The following is a 19949-nucleotide window of genomic DNA, read 5'->3' as shown; positions in this document are numbered from 1 at the left end:
TTATTAAGGCCTTATTTCAAGTTTTATGGGATCAGCTTCATTAGCGCTTCACTCTCCCGAATCGTGCCGCTGGTCGCTGTAGTCAGCACATCTCCATACTGTTGCATGTTGGTAACCACAATGGACGTAATGGTGTTATAACCTGCTGACGTAATGCCTTCTGGATCAAATTCCACCAATAAATCGCCGGCCTTGATTGTCTGTCCCTGTTCGATATGAGCGTTAAAATATTTCCCTTTCAGACTGACTGTATCCACTCCGATATGAATCAGAATCTCGACACCATTCGCAGCTTTCAATCCGATGGCATGTTTGGTGCGATAAAGTGCTTCGACTACCCCGTCAAATGGAGCGTATACTTTGCCATCTGTCGGAACAATCGCAATGCCTTTACCCATTAACTCTTGGGCAAATGCTTGATCTTCCACCTCAGAGATCGGTTTGATCTCTCCTGTCATTGGACTAACGATAAGCATGTCAGAAGATGTGGATGTCTGTGATGATACGGATGCTGGAGTCACCTCTGTGGCAACGGCTGTCTGATTGCTGTTTACTTTATCCGTAGCTTGCTGCTTCGATTTACTTCCTTCTGTATCTTCCTTGATGCCAGCCAACAGCGTGAACACAAACCCGAGTACAACTGCGGCAATACAACCAATAACGACATACATGTAACGATCCGATGAATACGTGCCAATGGCCAATACACCTGGCAGTGAAATTGCATTCGCTGTTGTATGCACCAAACTGTAGAATCCACCAACTAATCCGCCTGCCAGACAACCTGCGAAAAACGGACGTTTGTATTTGAGCGTTACACCATAGATCGCCGGCTCGGTAATCCCGAATAACGCGGTGAATCCACTCGAAGCAGCCGCTGACTTCATCGTTTTACTCTTCGTTAGGACAAACACACCGAAGGCTGCTCCAGCCTGAGCCAAATTCGCCGCCAGTGCCGTTGGTAACAGCACGGTTGCACCCAGTGTAGCCACTTGTTGAACCTGAATCGGCATGATGGCATAGTGCATACCAAACATGACCATGATCGGTTTGAAAAATCCAAGAATCGCACCAGCAAGAACACCTGCGGTTGAGAACAATGAGTTGATACCATTGGTCAACCAGTCACCGATATATGATCCTACTGGGCCAAGCACGATCAGTTCCACTGGAATCATAATGAACAAAACAATCATTGGGGTAAGCAGGACCTGTAGAAACTTGGGAATCACTCGATTGACGATTGGATACACATAACTCATAATCCATACCGCCAGAATGATTGGAATGACGGAAGAGGAATATTTCATCAACAGAATCGGCATGCCGAGAAAATCAATACTGTTTACACCTGTCTCAGCAATCTGAGCCGCAGCGTTCAAAATGGTTGGATGCATTAATCCCGCAGCAAGAGCTACCGCCAAATAGGGATTGGTTTTGAAACGATTTGCTGCACTAACAGCCAGGAAGAATGGCATGAAGTAGAAAATACAGTCCCCGATCATGTTAATGATCGTGAGGAAACCGGAGCCTTCCAGGTAACCCATGGCAGTTATAACGGTAGCCAAACACTTGATCATCCCGCAACCAACAAGTGCTGGCAGAACAGGCGTGAATATACCTGCGATGGTTTCAAGCACTACACTAACGGGGTTACGTCTCTTTTTCGGCCCACTGTCTGTAGACTCCGTAAGCTCGCCAATCTTGTCAGAAGTTAGATTCTTCACTTCACTGTATACCGCGTCTACTTTGGCACCGATAACCACCTGAACCTGTCCACCGGAATTTTGTGCCTTAAGCACGCCTTCGAGCTGATCCAGCGCCTTGAGGTCTGCTTTGTTATCATCTTTCAATACGAATCTTAAACGGGTTGCACAGTGTGTTAGCCCGGATATATTTTGCTCGCCGCCAACGAGATCAAGTACGTTTTTAGCCAAGTCTTTGTTGTTCATGACCCTTCTCCTCTACATGAGTAAATTGGATATATAAAAAATGACCAAGCCGGGGAATCGTCATTCCCTACGCTTGGTCATGCCTGATCGAATCAGTAACAGTCCAATATGGATTATTCGGTTAGTTCCTTCATTAGGTTCATTCCGTTGGTTCATTCGAAATCAATCGTTGGATATGCAGAATCAGATATAATTTTTCATCATCCGAACAGGTCCAGCCATAGTTATTTTTCAGAAAGTCCGCAATCTTCTCCACACAAGCGAGTTCCTTTGGAAACTTCTCCTTCACCATCAGGAACAGCGATTCATTCTCGTCTTTGAGCGATTTACCGCTCATCTGCCTCAGAATGAAATACCGGATATGTGTGGCAAAGCGCATGAAATGGATGGAATCCTCCTGAAAGTCAATTTTGAGAGCATATTTGATCACAGACAGAATCTCGCCCGTAACTGTGGTTACCTTAGTGGTATCCGTCATCTCTCCCGAGCCCACCTGCGCATTAACAAAATGCAGAGCAATCAGTGTTGTTTCGGCTGTTGGCAGAGTGATATCCGTTTTTTCCTGAATCAGCTTCAGCGCAGCCTCCCCCACCCGGGTCTCATCCGGATAGAGTGTCCGCACTTCCCATTCCAGCGGATTTTTGATACGGATGCCTTCTCTGGTTCGGGTTAATGCAAAACTGATATGGTCGGACAGGGTGAGAAGCAGATTCGGGTTAAATGTTTTATTCAGAATCTGACTGCCCAACTTGATGACTTCCTCCGCGAGATAAATATCCTCAATCGGAATACTGTTCAGCAGGTCATACATACGGATGTTCTTTGGTGCCACAAAAATTTTCTCCACCAAGTCCGTCTCCGTCAGCTCATAAGGGGTTTTCAGAAATCCTACACCCTTGCCTACGACAAAAACCTCTTCGTTATGTTCATTAATAGCGATGGCCACGTTATTGTTTACTTTCTTGATAACCTTCAATGTTCTCACCCCCCAACAAAAATAAAAAAAGACCGAAAGCGATTACAGTAAAGCAATCGAATTCGGTCATGCCTGGTTTCCCCAGTAACAGTCCGTGTTATGAATATAAGTTTATTATAGTGCTGTTTTTGAAAAAGTCAATCATCCAATCTTAGGGAAAAATCAGCCACTCTTATCATTGAAGGGAACGTAGAGACCCGATACGTCAGATATAACAACACCCTTTTTTAAAACTATAAAAAGAAAATGTGACCATATGCCCTACCCGCCAGTCTAATTCATATAAAAACCAGCCAAGTGCTGGCTTCATCCCTCCAATACGAAAGGAGCTGTTATCCATGGGTTCAACCGATCTCGTTAACCAGGCCATCCAAGGAGATCGTGAAGCCTTTATCCGGCTTATTCGAGACATTGAAAACTCTTTGTACAATACGGCAAAATCCATGCTGCGAAAAGAGGAGGACGTGGCCGATGCCATTCAGGAGACAATTCTGAACGCATACAAATCGGTGCATACACTCCGGGAACCCCGGTATTTCAAAACCTGGCTGTTTCGCATCCTCATCAATGAATGCAACACGATGCTGTCCCGCCGCGCTCTCTCCACCGCTTATGCGGAAGTACCTTCAGATAAGCGGGAGCATTCCAGTCCCTACGATGAGGTCGATATGCGAGAAGCGGTAGACCATCTGGAGGAATCGAAACGAATTGTTGTCGTTTTGCATTATTTTGAAGACCTGTCCCTCCGTCAAGTCGCCGATGCCCTGAATATTTCCGAAAGTGCAGTGAAAATGAGACTTACTCGGGCAAGGCAGGAGTTATATCAGAAATTCAAAAATTTTCGGGAGGTAAACTTACATGTCAAACCCGTTTAATATCGATCAGGAATTAAAGAACCAAGCGAAGGAGCGTCCTCTGATGTCTGAACTCGTTCGTAACCGGATTGATGCCACACTGGAATCTCTGCCGGTGTCGCCAGACACATTGAAAACGGAACAGACTTTGCGCTCCAGTCGCCGGAACAAGCGATGGCACAAGGCTGCAGCTGCGACGATCGCAGCCGGAGTGTTGGGCGTTACCGTATTTGCATCCGGCTTTGTATCACCGGCCATGGCTGCCTCCTTGCGCAATATTCCACTCGTGGGCAACCTCTTCAGCTCGATAGAAGCTGATATGGGTCTGCGAACGGCGGGCAACGAAGGCTTGACTACCCCTGTTAACAGCAAGGTTGCTTACCAGGATGTGAAGCTCGAAGTGCTTGAAGCGGTATATGATGGTACACGTGCTGCGTTTCTGGTTCATTTCACTGCGCCTAATCTGAATCAAGGCGAATATGACAATGGCAAGGACATCGTGAAACTGAGCAGCGGAATTGAGAATGTCTTTCTAAAAGTGGACGGGACCCGTCCGAATAGCGGACTGTTCTATAGTTCGGTAGGAGAAACGCAGCCAGATACACTGCTCTTTGAGCAGGTCATTTCCTCCAATCAGGGAACGGCACATTGGCCGGATCAGTTCGACGCCAAAGTTCAATTGACATTGCAGGGTATTGATCATGAGTTCGAGCTGACGGTTCCATTTACCAAATCAACAGATAACATTCATCGGGTTCTGCCTAATACAGCCATGACCAACGATCTGTATACGGCCGCTGTTACGGAAGCTGAGGTTACCCCTGTCACCACTCGCCTAACTACTGTTATCAGTTTGAATGATAAGAATACTCTTACGGCAAAAGAGCAGGAAAAGCTGAGTCACATCGGATTTGCCGTCTATGATGATCAAGGGCGGCAACTGACCTCACTTAGCGGCGAGGGCACCTATAAGGGAACCCAATTAACATCCGAACGCATATATGCCACAACTACCAAGAATATAAAATATCTGATAGTGAAACCTTTTGAGATCAAGGATGACTTCGCTGAAGAGGTTAAAGATAATCAATTCATCAAGGGAATGGAAATGAAGATTCAGCTTCAATAGCCTAATATTATTTCCTTATCGAAGGAGCCATTCCATGTCCATCCAATATTCAATCTCATCTCCCATCGTACTTGGCCCATTATTCGTTCTGGTCCTGCTCGCCCTGATGTTCCATGCCAGGGTGAGCAAAACCAGGTACACGGCCAGACATTATGTGTCGATGCTCGCATTTGCCATATATATGTTGGGCGTTATGCATTTTGTATTTCTCCCTATCGACGTGAACATCGGAATCTATGCCAATCAAACGCCATGGTATCAAAGCATTCAATGGATTCCGCTCCTGACCGTGGATGCAGTAAGCTTTCTCCTAAACATCGTGCTGTTTATGCCACTGGGGTTCATGCTTCCTTTTATAAAGCCTTGGATTCATTCGATGCGTACAGCAGCATCAGCAGGATTAGCCCTAAGTTTTCTCATTGAAATTACACAACTCCTGCTCCGAATAACCTTGGGCAACGGTCGCAGCACCGATCTGAACGATATAATAGCCAATACAACAGGAAGTGTACTTGGTTTTGTCATCCTGAATCTGTTCACCAAAAGCTCCATCGGCCAGCGACTAATGGCCCTATGGGAGTCACCACAGGGAGTATCATCCAAAAATATGCAGTGAAATGAATATGAGCATGCATAACATCCCTTGAAGGCAAAACATGGTCCATACACCAAGATGAAAAAAGTCGTGTGCTATGGTACAATGAAGGAATTGTGTATTCAGAGACAGACATGTGGATAAAGGCCATGAACTACGAATTTCTGATGTGCTTTTATCCATTCATCATGCTGCCATTTTAGGGAGGCTTATGGAACAACCATGCTCATTATTGGTATCGCCGGAGGAACCGGCTCCGGTAAAACGACGGTAGCTCGCTCCGTCATAGACCGTCTGGGATCAGCTAAAGTTACGTTTATATCCCAAGACAATTATTACAAAGACCAGTCGCAGCTCACACCTGAGCAACGCCGACTCACCAATTACGATCACCCGTTTGCCTTCGATAATGATCTGTTGATTGAACATCTCACCCTGTTGAAAAAAGGCCAAGCGGCGTATGCTCCCGTATATGACTTCACCATAGATAACCGTGCTGCCAATGAGACGGTTGAACTGGCACCGAACCATATTGTTATTGTAGAAGGACTGCATGTGCTGATTGATGAACATCTTCGCAGTCTGATGGACATCAAAGTATTTGTTGATACCGATTCCGATGTGCGAATTCTACGTAGAGTACTGCGGGACATTGAAGAACGCGGACGCACGATCCAATCCGTGTACAAACAATATCTCGAAACGGTAAAACCAATGCACGATGCTTTTATCGAGCCATCCAAAAAGTATGCCGATATCATTATTCCAGAAGGCGGACATAATGAAGTAGGTATTCAGATGTTATCCATCCTCACTGAGAAATACCTCACCGGAGAGAATTGGAACGGCGCTTAATTTGCTGTAAAACAACACAACAGAAATCCAGGTTACGATACAGCGTAATCTGGATTTTTTGTTAATTTTTCATTTATAACAGTCCCCAATAGTTGAAAGGAGATCTCCCCTATGGCTACTTTTGAAGAGTTCATGCAGCATGACATCCGGGTTGGTACCGTGGTGGAAGCCGAACCCTTCCCCAAGGCTCGCATACCCGCTATTAAAATGACGATCGACTTCGGACCACTTGGCCTGAAACATTCCAGTGCTCAGATCACCCAGCGCTATACCCCTGACATGATCATCGGCAAACAGGTCGTTGCTGTAGTTAATTTTCCACCCCGGCGGATTGCCGGTTTTGTCTCTGAAGTACTTGTGCTTGGCGGCGTGCCTGGTGAAGGCGATGTTGTCTTGCTCTCACCGGATAGCCCATTGCCTAATGGAACACCGATAGCCTGACTTTATTTAGAGTAAGAAGAATATGGGCTTTTCAAATGTTTGGAAATCGAGTATTCTTGATTTATTGATTATTGATGGAACTACATATGTTGGAGACCTTAAAGCATAAGGCTATGAATCTGCGGATTCGTGGCCTTTTTTTGTGTTTTTGAGGAAATATAGGTCTAGAGCATTAGTAACAGTTGGGTGGAGAGGAGGGAATATATTGATAAATCATACCAACAGCCTAGTTATACATGGTAGAATATTGATTATTATTACAAATTTAGTATCTAGTAGCCTGAAAAGTACATATCAAGGAGAGAAATTCACAATTGAGAGGAGTAAAATTCATGAAAAAAATGATGATTTCCGGCGTAACGGCATTAGCTTTATTAACAGGGGGTATCGTAGGTTTTGGAGGCGTTGGGAGTTCTGTAGAAGCCGCACAAGCTGCAACTACATTCAAGGATGTTCCTTCTACACACTGGGCATCTTCAGCAATTAATTCGGCCGTGGAACAAGGTTATTTCAAGGGGTATGCCGACGGGACATTTAAACCAAGCTCACCGGTCACCAAAGCTGAAATGGCAAGTATCCTGGGACGTTTATCCGACCAGCCTAATGCATCAACACAAGAACAAAACAATTTCACAGACATACCCGAGTGGGCAAAAAACGGCGTCTCTATTGCTATAGCAAAAGGTTTTATCAGCCCTTCTACTTACAAGGGAAAATTGGATGCACAAGGCGCTCTTCAACGAGGAGAAATGGCTACTTGGTTGACGCAAGGGCTAACCGTGGTTGATCCTGAGTACAAACAAGCACTCTCTGATGTGACCAACACCGTTGTGCCTGCAAAGGAATATTTCACAGGTAAACTCGCAAGCGCTCAAAAAAATGCAGTAGCCGTTGCCCTGGGAACAGGACTGATGAGTGTCGCAAACGATAAAACATTTGGCGTTGATCGTACTACAACACGAGCTGAAGTAGCTATATTGATCGCCCGTTATGCAGCAGTTGCCAAGACAAAACCTGCCGATTTCCAGGGTTTGAATGAACTGCGAGCAGTGGGTTTGACGGGGACGAATTTGAGTATTATTGCGCCTAAGTATCAGAAGACACCAGAAAGAAAAATTATTTTATCAGGCAATCAGAAGTACGATGAAGTTGTAACTAATGACTTTTCGAAAGTTAGAAACAAAGAAATAGTTACCGATACAAATTATGCTGATCTTAAAGTTTTGAATTGGATTATTGTAGATACTAATGTCGCTAGCAATAACCGTAGCATTTATTATCCCGTTTTTGTAGATGAAGGAGTAAAACTCCAAAACGATAGATATTTTTCTTTCGTCGAGTTTGATTTAAACATTAAATCGGCATCCATGAACCAACCACAAGCCGGAAGTCTCCTTAATTCAGCTACCTTTAATCCATTGGCTTCCCCACAGTCAAAATCATTTTTGTCATATGAGGCTCCAAAAACAGGAGACTACACCTTGAATAGAGGAGTCTTTGGAGTTAAAAAGCCTATATATTGGGCACAAGGAATGTTACATTTTAATCAATCGGTGACGAGAGCTGTAACCCTAGAAACCAAAGAGGGGGCAATCTTTAGTGTCATCGATACAAAATAAAATAGGAAATTTAAATTTAAAGACAGCTATCAGTAAATTACTGATAGCCTCTCTAACCATTTGCTCTGTATTAACACCTTATTCATATGTGCACGCCGGTGGCGGACCTGGTACTAAACCTGCAATAAAACCTCAATATATGGTACCCGAAACACCAGCGAAATCTCAACTAAAGGTTATACCTGTTGAAGGACAAAAAATGACCAATATCGGTATTTATATTTATCAAATTGATGATTTAAGATGGAGTGTTGATGGCGTATGTAGTGGGCCTAATGATCATAATTTGCTAGCTAACGATCCATCAAAAAATCGTCCCGTTTCTTCGACAGTTTGTGTTGATCTTGATCTTGATAAAGAAGTATACAAACCTGCAGTATATATGGATAAGAACAGCGATCCTTATACACGATCACAATTAACCGAGGTGTCCCTAACGCCTCATTATATGGACGACACCCAACATTACAATGCAGATTTGAATATGCCTAAACTTGTTTCTGTTGACTCCTTCAATGGTAGAAGAACAGTGTTCACAATGAAAATAGGCGGCGTTATCAATGCAACAGCTGCTAGAGAGTATAACCCACCTAAATGGTCAGCTGATTACATCTTCAATACAGATCTTTACTGGAAAGGTCTTGTTGAAATAACCAAAGAAATCAACCTCACCGCTGGCGGGCAACTTAGCTTGAACCAGTCCAAACAATTGAATGCAACGGTCAAAACGAAAACTGGAGATGGAAACTTTGGAGCAGAGACCAATGTAAACACTGGCAGCGGGGGTACAACGACATGGGAATCATCCAATCCTGGTGTTGCTACCGTTAATAATTCCGGATTAGTTCAAGCTGTCAGTAGGGGAACTACAACCATCACCGTACTGTGGAAGAAAGATGGATTTCAGTTAACTACCACAACAAACATTGGTGTTGAAGAGAACCCAGGTACGGGCGGGGGCGACGATAACGGAGGCGGTGGTGGAGGTTGCACGCCAACGATTGGACCACCTTCTGCTGGAACCATCATGAGCATGAACGATCTCGATCCAAATGCCAACGGTGTTATTAAGTCAGATAACAGAGGTAATGAGACATTCAATGTATTAAAAGGGATCCCTACTTCCGAGTCACTCTACACAAATGCCTTTGCTGACAATTATCTATTTAAACAAGCTTGGGCGAAAATGAGCGGTAAAGTTACATACAACTGTAATGTCACAATCTCTTACGACAGAGAATGGACAGTACCTGGACCAGAAATATGTGATGATGATGGTTGTACACCAGGGCCGCCTGTACCCGCGAATGACACGGTACCCAAGCCATACACTTTCCAAATCACAAGAGACTACTCCTACTGGAAAATTAACAATCTGGAAGTATACAAGATCGCTAAAGCAACCATGGACAATTATGCTTTGCCTGGAGAGACCGTTACGATGAGTCCTGCAGGATATACACCACCAACACTGGAGTCTAAAAATGATGAATCCGTAGAAAGCCATGTACAACCAGGGCAAACCACTTCAATCTCATATACTCCACCCAAATTAACAGGTGGTTTGAACCAACCTCCCAGTGTGCCTGATGATACATCACGGTTAAAAGGAATGGCTGAATCCAACACACCTCAAAGTAAAGTGAAGAATGATTTGGTGAAATTCAACAACACAACCATTATGAATGATGTGGAAGCAACCAAAGATGGGCCAACGCCATCCAACATTCCTAATCCAACGACGATTGGGCGTGATGTGCTGTACAAACCGGGTAATATGATCAGCAATTCCCTGCTGAATAAAGCAAACACCACAAGCTCTGGTGAGATCTATTATGATTTGCTACCAGGTAACGTGAATGGCGGCGCCAATAAAATATTACCGATTAACGGCATCAACACGGTCACGGTGCACACCCCTGTCGTCAACTACGCCTGGGTATCGGATGATCAGCCGCATAATCAGAAAACCGTACCAGACCCAACCAGTGCTGCACTCATTCTGGAACGTCCATTCATTGTGCGAATTCCCACATCGGGACAGCACTTGGACGCAGCGAGTTATCCCGGTTATGGGAATCGGGACTATGCTAAATATTTTCGAATCAAACAGGTGCAATTCCCGTTTGATGTCTACAACGCAGATCGAAGTCAGTTTATTCCTGCCAAGACATGGGTCGATATTCCGGTCAATCAACTGGACACCACATTCAATCTCCCTGTATGGGTAGACGAAGGCAAATACCATATTGTATTCCGCAATATTGCAGAGAATGCACCTGCAAACATTACCGAGCAACAGGATGCCAATACCAATCTGGCACATCATGTTGCTGCGGACACCGTACCAGTAGATGTCATCGGAAGGTTATATGATTTTCACGTCACTGATATCTCCGATTACAATTGGGAAAATGTATTTCGCAAGCGATTGGGCAGTCCCGAACCAACGGGCTATAGCTACTGGACCGGGATGAATAACATTGATGGTGATCCAAGAGGTAACCTGGCTCCATTTGTATTGCCTATTCGACCAGGAAGCCATCCGGTGCAGGGATTCGCTAATGCAACTGTGAAGACAGGGTACCATTTTAAGTTCGATCTCAAGACCAAGGGCAATATGTTTGGTAAACAGGATGGTATTCGAATTACACCCACTTTTGCTTTTGTGAGTAAAGACGGGGCCTCCCGGCAAGAAGTGGATCTGTACTACCATCGAGGTCAGGAACGCCTGATCCGTGTCGGATCGGCACAGGATCTGGAGAAACGATTTGTTGTCCTGAACTCCCGGCTTCGAAATGTACCCGGCACAGAGTTAGGCGATACAGCGCGTTATCAGTATACTTATGAACTGACAGCGGAAGAACGCAGCCAGCGTACGTTAGCAGAACATATGGTTCGCCTGGTCGATCAGACTTCTCATCAAAAAACATGGGTAGGTCGTTATGACTGGATGATCCTGTCTGCTCCAATTCGGACACTCATTGGACCCAAAACGGACATTCCTTCCGGGGTCAACGTGGACCGGGTCAATGCATCAATCCAGCGCTGGTACGGGGAATACAGCTTACCTGCCGATGTATATGCCGTACCAAAAGGTACGGATCTCGAACCTCTTGCTCGACAAAATCAGCTGGATGAGAAATCGAATGTTTTTCCAAAGAATGGTTATATTGTGGTTAACTTCAACATGGAGAGCCTGCGGAATGGAAATACAGATGCACCTCATCTGCAATATATTCAAGCACCACTGATGAATCAATGGCAGATGGAAGGTTTCAACAAAACGTCAACAGACAGTCAAGGCAGAACCTGGCCGTTGAAGGATGGCGATATTGTCTTTTACCATGCTGATCAGTCCAGCCGGAATGACTTCCAATCCCAAGTACCACACTAGTTTGAATCTCTCATGTCAGCACGACTGGCTAAGCAGATATAGCCAACCACATGTGGACAGAAGAGTCTATATGCGAAGTACCTCTCCAAAGACTGAATATCTATAAAGCGATGTTAAGCGATAATCACCCAATGAAGCAATCAATAAATATATGATGAAATAGCCCTGAGGGGCCAGATAAAATACTATGCAGCCTTCACAAAACTACGATGTACTGAATGACATAGGTGTACTGAACCACATACGATAAAGCATTCACAAGTGATTCCAGTGTCACATCCCAACTACACACAACATGCCTGTTATACAACAAAAGGGTTATCCTGAAAGTCATCTATGGACTTCTGGGGTAACCCTTCTTGCATCATTCTCTTTTTATAACCTTACTTAGACTATAAAGAAAACCCGCACATTAGTATTATCCTGACAGACTTTCTCCAGGAGACAGGTAGGTTAGCAGGAACGTCAGGAACGTGATGACGAACAATACGACTACCAGTTGTAATAGTCGTTTAACGATATATCTGCTCAAACGCTCTAACGTCCTTCCCCACAACTTTTTGTATGTGCCATGATGTTCTTCATCCACAGCTCCGCTGAAAACTTATAAATTCTATCAAAAAAAGAGTCCCTCTCCGTGTTACTGGATGAGGACGCCTTAAATAAATTTTCAGAAAAAATCATGCTCTCTAAACACCTTCCTATCTCCCGTAGGGTACTACTGTGTTTGTTAAAACTAGCAGGTCTCCTGGTTCCAGAATCATCGTCATTGCAGCTCCTTCCCGGTCTAAACCAGTGGATTATCGCTACCTGACTCCTCTGTTACAGTGGCGAGACCGCGCCGATATTACACCGGACTTCCCTATTAAGCTTCCACCCTGACGGGCAAAGCACCAAGTTCCACATATTCAATTACACTTCTGTATCAGTATGGCGGGATGACGAATAATGATCAAAACTTTTCTTTTAAATTTGAAACACTAGATGCGTCTAATCTCGATTTCTCGAACCCTTTGGAGACACCCCCGTCACTCGCTTGAACATCTTGGAAAACAGTAATGGGTCTGTATAACCAACCGAATGTGCCACTTCACTGACCGACAGCCCTGGATTCTGAAGAAGTTCGGCTGCCCGATTCATACGGTATTCCAGGAAAAAGGACTGTAGCGACATGCCATATCGCTCTTTGAACAATCCCGACAGATACGTGCGATCCAGCCCCACGGCGTGGGCAATATCCAGAATGGAGGTCCGCTGGCTGTACCTGTTCTCCATAAACTGAACTGCCTGCCTGATGTACTCTTCTTTGTTCGAAAGAAGCTGTCCCTCCTCTTCCTCTACCGGTGACGATGAGATCAACTCCGCTATCAGGCGGTACAAGAGACTCTGGTTCATCACATCCCCTCCCGAATACGTGGAGGCCTGAACCATCTCTGAGTACAGGTGCTCCATTGTATTCGTATCACGGGCATCATACACTGGATGCTCCGGGCTCAATCGGGCACGTTGCATGAATGCCTTGGCTTGCACACCTTTGAACCCAAACCACGAATACGTCCAGGGATCCTTTGGATCTGCCTCATAATGAATAAGCGTGTCCGGAAGTATGACAAAACCCTGTCCCTGAGTCAACTTGTATTCTTGGTCCCCCATGTACACAATCCCCCGTCCTTCATGGATGTAGTGCACAATGTAAGAATCACGTACACCTGGTCCCCAATAATGCGCAGGTTCACATGCCTCCCACCCGAAAAACAACAAAATCAGCTCCATCTGTGTCCAGCCTGCGCGAACCACATTCATCTCAATGCGACTCATTCTTCGCCCTCCATCCTGACTTCGTTCCGCTTATCTCTTCATTCAATCTATTTATATTATAACAGCTAAAGTGCTTCCATATTAGTTGAAAGCGGGAACAAAAATGGGATTATGACATGTTTGAAAGGGTTTGAGCCATAGTTATATGTGCCGAATCGGCCTATAGTTGGGGTACAACATTTTTCAGGGAGGCTAAACTTAAATGAATAAAATTACGTTCCTCGGTGCAGGCAGCACCGTCTTTGTTAAAAATGTATTGGGTGATGTCATGATGACCGAAGCACTGCAAGATTTTGAGCTGGCATTGTTCGATATCGATGCTGAACGCTTGAGTGATTCAGAGCGTTTGTTGACCAGTCTGGCCCGTTCACTCGGAAGTCGTTGCGTCGTGAACGTATATCATGACCGCAAAGAAGCGCTGCGCGGGGCCAAATATGTCATCAACGCCATTCAGGTGGGTGGGTATGATCCATGCACCATTACGGACTTCGAGATTCCGAAGAAATACGGACTGCGTCAAACGATTGCAGACACACTCGGTATCGGCGGAATTTTCCGTAACTTGCGGACGATTCCGGTCATGCTGGATTTTGCCCGGGATATGCAGGAAGTATGTCCGGATGCATGGTTCCTGAACTATACCAACCCAATGGCCGTGCTTACTAACGTCATGAACGTACATGGTGGGATCAAAACCGTAGGATTGTGTCATAGCGTGCAGGTATGTGTACCGCATCTTTTTGATGCACTGGGGATCGATCAGACGGGTGTCGTAGCCAAAATTGCAGGCATCAACCACATGGCGTGGCTGCTCGAAGTTACCAAAGATGGGCAGGATCTGTACCCCGAGATCAAACGTCTCGCGAAGGAAAAACAGAAGGAACAGCATGATGACATGGTTCGTTTTGAGCTGATGCAGCGTTTTGGCTATTATGTAACGGAGTCCTCCGAGCACAATGCTGAGTACCACCCTTACTTCATCAAACGGAATTACCCGGAGCTAATCGAACGCTTCAACATTCCACTGGATGAGTACCCACGCCGCTGTGTGAACCAGATTGAAGGCTGGAAAGAGATGCGTACCAAACTGTTTGCCAGCGAAAATATTGAACATACCCGCAGCCGTGAATACGCATCGCATATTATCGAAGCGATGGAGACGAATAACCCGTACAAGATTGGCGGAAACGTTATGAACAACGGACTGATCACCAACCTGCCTCGCGAGGCTTGTGTTGAGGTACCTTGTTTGGTCGATGGATCAGGAATCAGCCCTACGTACATTGGGGATCTGCCTCCACAACTCGCGGCACTAAACCGGACAAACATCAACACGCAACTGCTGACGATTGAAGCGGCAATCACTGGCAAAAAAGAACATATCTATCATGCCGCCATGCTTGATCCACACACAGCTGCAGAACTGTCTATCGATGACATCGTAGCCATGTGTGATGAGTTGATTGAGGCTCACGGCGACTGGTTGCCAAAATACACGTCATAATATAAAAGCACCGTTTCCTTTGCTGCAAAAGGGGACGGTGTTTTGTTCGTTCCATAGTGCTCACCCGCTGAATGTGCATCACATCATGGTTAAGAAGTGTCCCGCTCCATCGAACCTTATTCGGCAGGGAGCAAAAAGCGATAACCGATGCCCGGCTCCGTCTGAATATATCGGAGATTTGTCGGATCTTCATTTAATTTTTTACGCAGATGTCCCACATATACCCGAAGATAATGGCTGTCAGACTCATGATGATGCTCTCCCCATACCTGCTGCAAAAGCTGACGCTGAGTGATTATTTTCCCTGCATTCGAGGCGAGCACCTTCAGCATCTCATATTCCGTCGGGGTTAATTTGACCAAAGCCCCCTCCAGTTCCACCTGCCTTTGGGCCAGATCAATCGTGAGTGATCCGAAGCGTAGTATGGGCTCATCCGTCGTTTTGGCTACATGACGCAGCGCCACCCGAATACGGGCGACCAACTCACCCATCCCGAATGGTTTGGTTACATAATCATCTGCACCACCATCCAACGCGGCAATTTTGTCCCCCTCCTGATCCTTCGCTGTCAGCACGATAATCGGCACTTGTGACCATTCACGAATCCGGCGAAGCACCTCCATACCGGACATGCCCGGCAAACCGAGATCCAGGATGATCAGATCCGGATGTACAATACTGGCCTGAATAACGCCCTCTTCGCCATCCTCACACTCGTGGAGTTCAAATTGGTGTGCCTGAAGGGTGACCTTGAGCAATTTGCGAATCTGCGGCTCATCATCGATCACCAGTATGCGAGCCCCTAGTGGTACGTTCATGTTATTCTTCAACCTCTCCTTGTTCTGAATAGGGAAACCGCGGTCCGTGAGCCTCCATGGGGATATCTATGCGTATTCTCGTTCCCCCGCCCAGATTCGGCTCTGCTACTATGGTACCTCCATGGACCTCCACAATGCCTTTGCAGATGGCCAGACCAAGCCCCGTCCCGGTGACATGCTGAGTAGACTCTGAGCGATAGAACTTATCAAATATACGTGTTCTTTCTGCTTCCGGTATACCGATGCCTTGATCAGCCACCATGATCGTCAATTGACTTGGACTCTTGTCACTCGTCACAGTGATGACAATCCGGCTCTCATCAGGTGAATATTTGATGGCGTTGCTGACGATATTGACCAGTACCTGCTCCAGCAATACTTCATCTCCGTAAATGAACACCGGATCATCAGGAAGTTCAACTTGAAAATTACGATTGAGACTGAATTCCCGAACCTGTGTCAGTACAACGCTGATTATATCTTCCACGTCACACCATTTCCGGTTCAGTTGCAACATACCGCTCTCCAGCCGAACCATACCCAGCAGATTTGTGACGAGACGATTCATACGCAAGGCTCCATCCCGAATGTTGCCTGTTAATTCTCTCCGATCATCGGGTGTAAAAAGAGTATCATTCTTCAACAATCCCGTAGCCGAGCCGATAATGGCGGTTAGGGGCGTACGCAATTCATGAGAAACAGAATCCAGCAACGCTGTGCGTATGCGCTCTGATTCGGCAGTGATCTGCGCCAATCTTGCCTCTTCCGCCAGCTTCACTCGGGCAATGGCACCTGCGGCCAGTCCGCCGCATGCCTCCAACAGACGAAGCTCTTCTTGCTGCTCATGAACCTCACCAGCGTCCATGCTCACGGCGAGCACGCCATGAATCTGCTCCTCTGTGCGTAGCGGCACGTAAAGTCCGGTAGATTCCCGCAAAGTGGATGATCCCTTACCGGCGATCTGTCCGTGAAGATATACCCATTTGGCAATGGCAATCTCCGACTCTCCATTCCCCCACCCATCCTTATCTCCTTCTGATGCGGAAGAGCTTGTAACCAGCAGATCACCCTGTTTATCTGGAAGATACACAGCGGCCGGCTTACCCAGGGTAAGCGATACTTGGGTTGCAATATTAACCAGCAACGCATTCAGATCCGTAATGGCTGTCATCTGACGACTCAATGCGTACAGGGAGTTAGTCGTAGCTTCACGTGCTTTTACCATCTCCAGCTGTTGTCGCAATCGACCTGCAAGACTGGCTGTCAGGATCGCCACCGCAAGATACACAACAAAGGAGATGAGATATCTCAAATCCTCAACCGTGAAGCTCAGATATGGCGGTACAAAAAAGAAGTCAAACATAATAACGCTAATACTCGCAGCATATACAGCTGGTCCCATTCCCCAGTACACGGCACTCACCAAGACAGGAAACAGGTATACAAGCCCAACATTAACCAGATCACCACTCATGCCGATGGCATGAAACAGCAAAGTTAGCAGTGTCACCCCGAGGGTCACCCATACATATGCATATGCCGGTACCCTTTTCCCATGGGCAGCCGGCGTTTCTTTTTTTATTCGTTCAGACAAAATCATTCACATCCCGCTCAGTTCATAATCATAATCTGCAACGATTAATACATCCAGATGCCGCGACAAGCGTACAAGTCGGTTGACCACCGAACCTGAGCCGCGGTAGCCATTCAGCCACCACATCCGTCTTGCCTGCCCGACCACCAACTGGGTTGCTCGCGCCTCCGATGCCTTTCTGGCCAATATCTCAGGTACATCCCGCAGCTTTGGACTGTGATGAATATGAAATTGACCACCAAGCCGAATCGTCAGCTGCTCCAACGCTTCCAGATGGCACTTCACTTCGTCACTCATGGACTCACCGATGTGGATATGGTGTACATGCCAGATGGCTTTTAGACGAAAAGCCATGCGGAATCCGCGCCGGATCAGCCGCTCGGCATGACGATCACTGCTTACACATACAAAGACTGCTTCCTGTCTGCGCCAAGGTCCTCGAAGTGCAATTTTGGCCTGCTGTGCTTCAAGCCGTTCATCCACATCGTCCGCCAGCTCGCGCAGGGCAAGTTCTCGCAGGGCAATCAGATTGCCGATTTTGAAAAAATTCGCAAGGGCTTGCTCGACCTTGGCAGTTGCATAGATTTTACCCTCCCTCATGCGCTGCCGCAAGGCCTGGGGCGCCACATCAATCAACTGCACCTCATCCGCCATCTGAATGATCCGATCGGGTACGGTCTCGCGGACACGAACACCGGTAATATGTTCAACGGCATCATTCAGACTTTCGAGATGCTGTACGTTCATTGTGGTAATCACCGAGATGCCTGCATTCAGCAGGAGCAGAACATCTTCATAACGCTTTTGCCGAACACTCCCGGGTACATTCGTATGCGCCAGTTCATCCACAAGCACCACTTCTGGGCAAAGATGCAGAATGGCTTCCGTGTCCATCTCTTCCAGACGAGTTCCCTGATAAACGCGTTGTGCGCGAGGGATCACAGACAAGTGACCCCTCTGCTCCACAGTTTCCGCCCGCCCATGTGTCTCCAGCAAGCCGATCTGCACATCGATGCCCTTGCGGAGCAAGTCATTGCCTTCCCGCAGCATCATGTAGGTTTTGCCTACACCTGGTGCGGCTCCGATATATATTTTGAATGTGCCGCGCTGAATCTGACCAATCTGTTCCTTCATTTCCTGCTCGCTTAGTCTGCGGTATGTCAGTGACTCCACATCGTTAACTTTAGCCGGAACCACACGTTCACCCTCCCGGGCCGCTCGATCAGCAACCAGAAACAGGTCGACACCACGTAATCTGCGCAGCAACGAGTTAACAACGGACCCTTGCCACAGTTCCTGCCAGCGTGTACGCCGGGAGTGTCCCATCACAATGCGGGTAATCTGGTGCTCCATTGCGTAACGCGCCAGCGTAGATGGGATGTTGCGACGGTGTAATATAGACAACTCCTCCATATGGCCGCCAAACTTCTCTACCAGCTTCATCATATTGCGCCGAAATACGGTTGCCTCCTTGGTTAATGGCTGCTTCATATTCCGGAAAACAACGGCGCACAAATCACCATTCAGCCGTTTGGCAATCTGTTGCCCACGCCGGATATAGATGGAGCCATTCCAGTGATATTGTGTAGACACCAGAATCCGTTCCATGATGCCTGTTGTGACGGTAATTCCCATCTCCTCTCGATGCTCACGCAGGGATTCATTCACCCCTTCCGCAACCAATCTCAGGGCCAGTTCGCGCAGAATACCCAGATTGCCTTGACGGAACACAGCTTCTCCCTCATGCCCCTTCAGATGACCTTCTGCCAGACGGCTCAGTATGGTTTCCGGCGTGACATCAATCAACTTCACTTCATCCGCAAGCTCCAATGTATCGGCAGGCACCGTATATTCTGCTGCGATCCCCGTAAGTTGCCGTGCCAGCTCTGTATAACCTTCCAGCTCATACACATTCACCGTTGTCATGATACTGATGTTGTTTCGGAGCAAGAACTGAATGTCCTCCAGCCGGGTAGCATAGCGAGCGCCTTCTCTGTTGCGATGTGCCAAACCATCCACCAGCACAACCTCCGGATTACGCGCTAATAGTGCATCCAAGTTCAGATCCTTCATCTCTACATCATCATTCTGGCGCACCCAGTGAATGCTTGGAATTCTTTCGAGTACGCCAAGTTGCTCCACCGTTTCCGGTCTGCGCATTGTGGAGACGGCGCAAATAACCACATCAATGCCCTGCTCACGCAACGTATTCCCTTCTCGTAACATGTGATACGTTTTGCCCGATCCGCTGACTGGGCCGATGTAGATTTTGAGCGTACCCTGCTGCAGTTTCGTAATCATCTTCAGCATCTCTTCCGGTGACTTGCGCTTGAAGCTGTCTTCCATCCGTCCATCTCCCCCTTTTCTTTAAAAATACGATGAAAAAATGGAGAAAGC

General features: G+C 46.7%; 14 protein-coding genes and 1 riboswitch. Of the genes, 8 read left to right on the top strand and 6 right to left on the bottom strand.

Annotation, left to right across the window (positions count from 1 at the left end; all coding sequences use genetic code 11):
* Positions 1-23: 23 nt before the first annotated feature.
* Together NST33_RS01335 and NST33_RS01330 are read right to left on the bottom strand one after the other, a co-directional pair.
* The gene (locus NST33_RS01335; protein WP_339306483.1) at positions 24-1952 is read right to left on the bottom strand and encodes a beta-glucoside-specific PTS transporter subunit IIABC; all 1929 of its coding nucleotides are present in this window, start codon (positions 1950-1952) and stop codon (positions 24-26) included.
* Positions 1953-2091: 139 nt separating this feature from the next.
* The gene (locus NST33_RS01330; RefSeq protein WP_339306481.1) at positions 2092-2937 is read right to left on the bottom strand and encodes a PRD domain-containing protein; all 846 of its coding nucleotides are present in this window, start codon (positions 2935-2937) and stop codon (positions 2092-2094) included.
* A gap of 329 nt (positions 2938-3266) precedes the next feature.
* Between NST33_RS01330 and NST33_RS01325 the strand changes: the two genes are divergently transcribed.
* From NST33_RS01325 to NST33_RS01295, 7 genes are all read left to right on the top strand, one after another.
* Entirely contained in the window at positions 3267-3803 is a 537-nt protein-coding gene (locus NST33_RS01325; RefSeq protein ID WP_221822264.1) for a sigma-70 family RNA polymerase sigma factor, read from the top strand.
* Positions 3787-4911 (top strand): DUF4179 domain-containing protein, encoded by a 1125-nt coding sequence (locus NST33_RS01320; RefSeq protein ID WP_339306478.1) that lies wholly within the window; start codon positions 3787-3789, stop codon positions 4909-4911. The genes NST33_RS01325 and NST33_RS01320 overlap by 17 nt, the downstream gene beginning before the upstream one ends.
* 34 nt (positions 4912-4945) lie before the next feature.
* The gene (locus NST33_RS01315; RefSeq protein WP_339306476.1) at positions 4946-5527 is read left to right on the top strand and encodes a VanZ family protein; all 582 of its coding nucleotides are present in this window, start codon (positions 4946-4948) and stop codon (positions 5525-5527) included.
* Between the two features lie 201 nt (positions 5528-5728).
* Positions 5729-6361, top strand: a complete 633-nt coding sequence (gene udk, locus NST33_RS01310; RefSeq protein ID WP_036616377.1) for a uridine kinase — start codon at positions 5729-5731, stop codon at positions 6359-6361.
* A gap of 111 nt (positions 6362-6472) precedes the next feature.
* Positions 6473-6802: a chaperone CsaA gene (csaA, locus tag NST33_RS01305; protein ID WP_339306474.1), complete on the top strand. Its 330-nt coding sequence runs from the start codon at positions 6473-6475 to the stop codon at positions 6800-6802.
* A 332-nt stretch (positions 6803-7134) separates the two neighbouring features.
* Complete coding sequence (locus NST33_RS01300) at positions 7135-8421, top strand: S-layer homology domain-containing protein (protein WP_339306472.1); 1287 nt, start codon at positions 7135-7137, stop codon at positions 8419-8421.
* A 382-nt stretch (positions 8422-8803) separates the two neighbouring features.
* The gene (locus NST33_RS01295) at positions 8804-11818 is read left to right on the top strand and encodes a DUF5704 domain-containing protein (RefSeq protein ID WP_339306470.1); all 3015 of its coding nucleotides are present in this window, start codon (positions 8804-8806) and stop codon (positions 11816-11818) included.
* A gap of 720 nt (positions 11819-12538) precedes the next feature.
* A riboswitch (cobalamin riboswitch) is annotated at positions 12539-12731 on the bottom strand.
* A 77-nt stretch (positions 12732-12808) separates the two neighbouring features.
* Here the strand turns inward: NST33_RS01295 and NST33_RS01290 are convergent.
* Positions 12809-13636, bottom strand: a complete 828-nt coding sequence (locus tag NST33_RS01290; RefSeq protein ID WP_339306468.1) for an AraC family transcriptional regulator — start codon at positions 13634-13636, stop codon at positions 12809-12811.
* Positions 13637-13838: 202 nt separating this feature from the next.
* On the opposite strand from NST33_RS01290, the gene NST33_RS01285 reads away from it, so the two are divergent.
* Positions 13839-15140 (top strand): alpha-glucosidase/alpha-galactosidase, encoded by a 1302-nt coding sequence (locus tag NST33_RS01285; protein WP_036616368.1) that lies wholly within the window; start codon positions 13839-13841, stop codon positions 15138-15140.
* A 116-nt stretch (positions 15141-15256) separates the two neighbouring features.
* Here NST33_RS01285 and NST33_RS01280 read toward each other — a convergent pair whose 3' ends face one another.
* The 3 genes from NST33_RS01280 to NST33_RS01270 are packed head-to-tail and all read right to left on the bottom strand — an operon-like array spanning position 15257 to position 19898.
* A complete protein-coding gene (locus NST33_RS01280; RefSeq protein WP_339306466.1) occupies positions 15257-15958 on the bottom strand; it encodes a response regulator in 702 nt (233 codons plus the stop codon).
* A gap of 1 nt (position 15959) precedes the next feature.
* On the bottom strand, positions 15960-17558 hold the full coding sequence (locus NST33_RS01275; protein ID WP_339306464.1) for an ATP-binding protein: 1599 nt from the start codon (positions 17556-17558) through the stop codon (positions 15960-15962).
* Positions 17559-19898 (bottom strand): histidine kinase, encoded by a 2340-nt coding sequence (locus NST33_RS01270; protein ID WP_339306462.1) that lies wholly within the window; start codon positions 19896-19898, stop codon positions 17559-17561.
* Between the last annotated feature and the right edge of the window lie 51 nt (positions 19899-19949).

It is taken from the genome of Paenibacillus sp. FSL L8-0435, from assembly GCF_037965655.1.
In the GTDB taxonomy this organism is placed as follows: domain Bacteria; phylum Bacillota; class Bacilli; order Paenibacillales; family Paenibacillaceae; genus Paenibacillus.
This window is presented reverse-complemented; position numbering and strand designations above follow the sequence as displayed.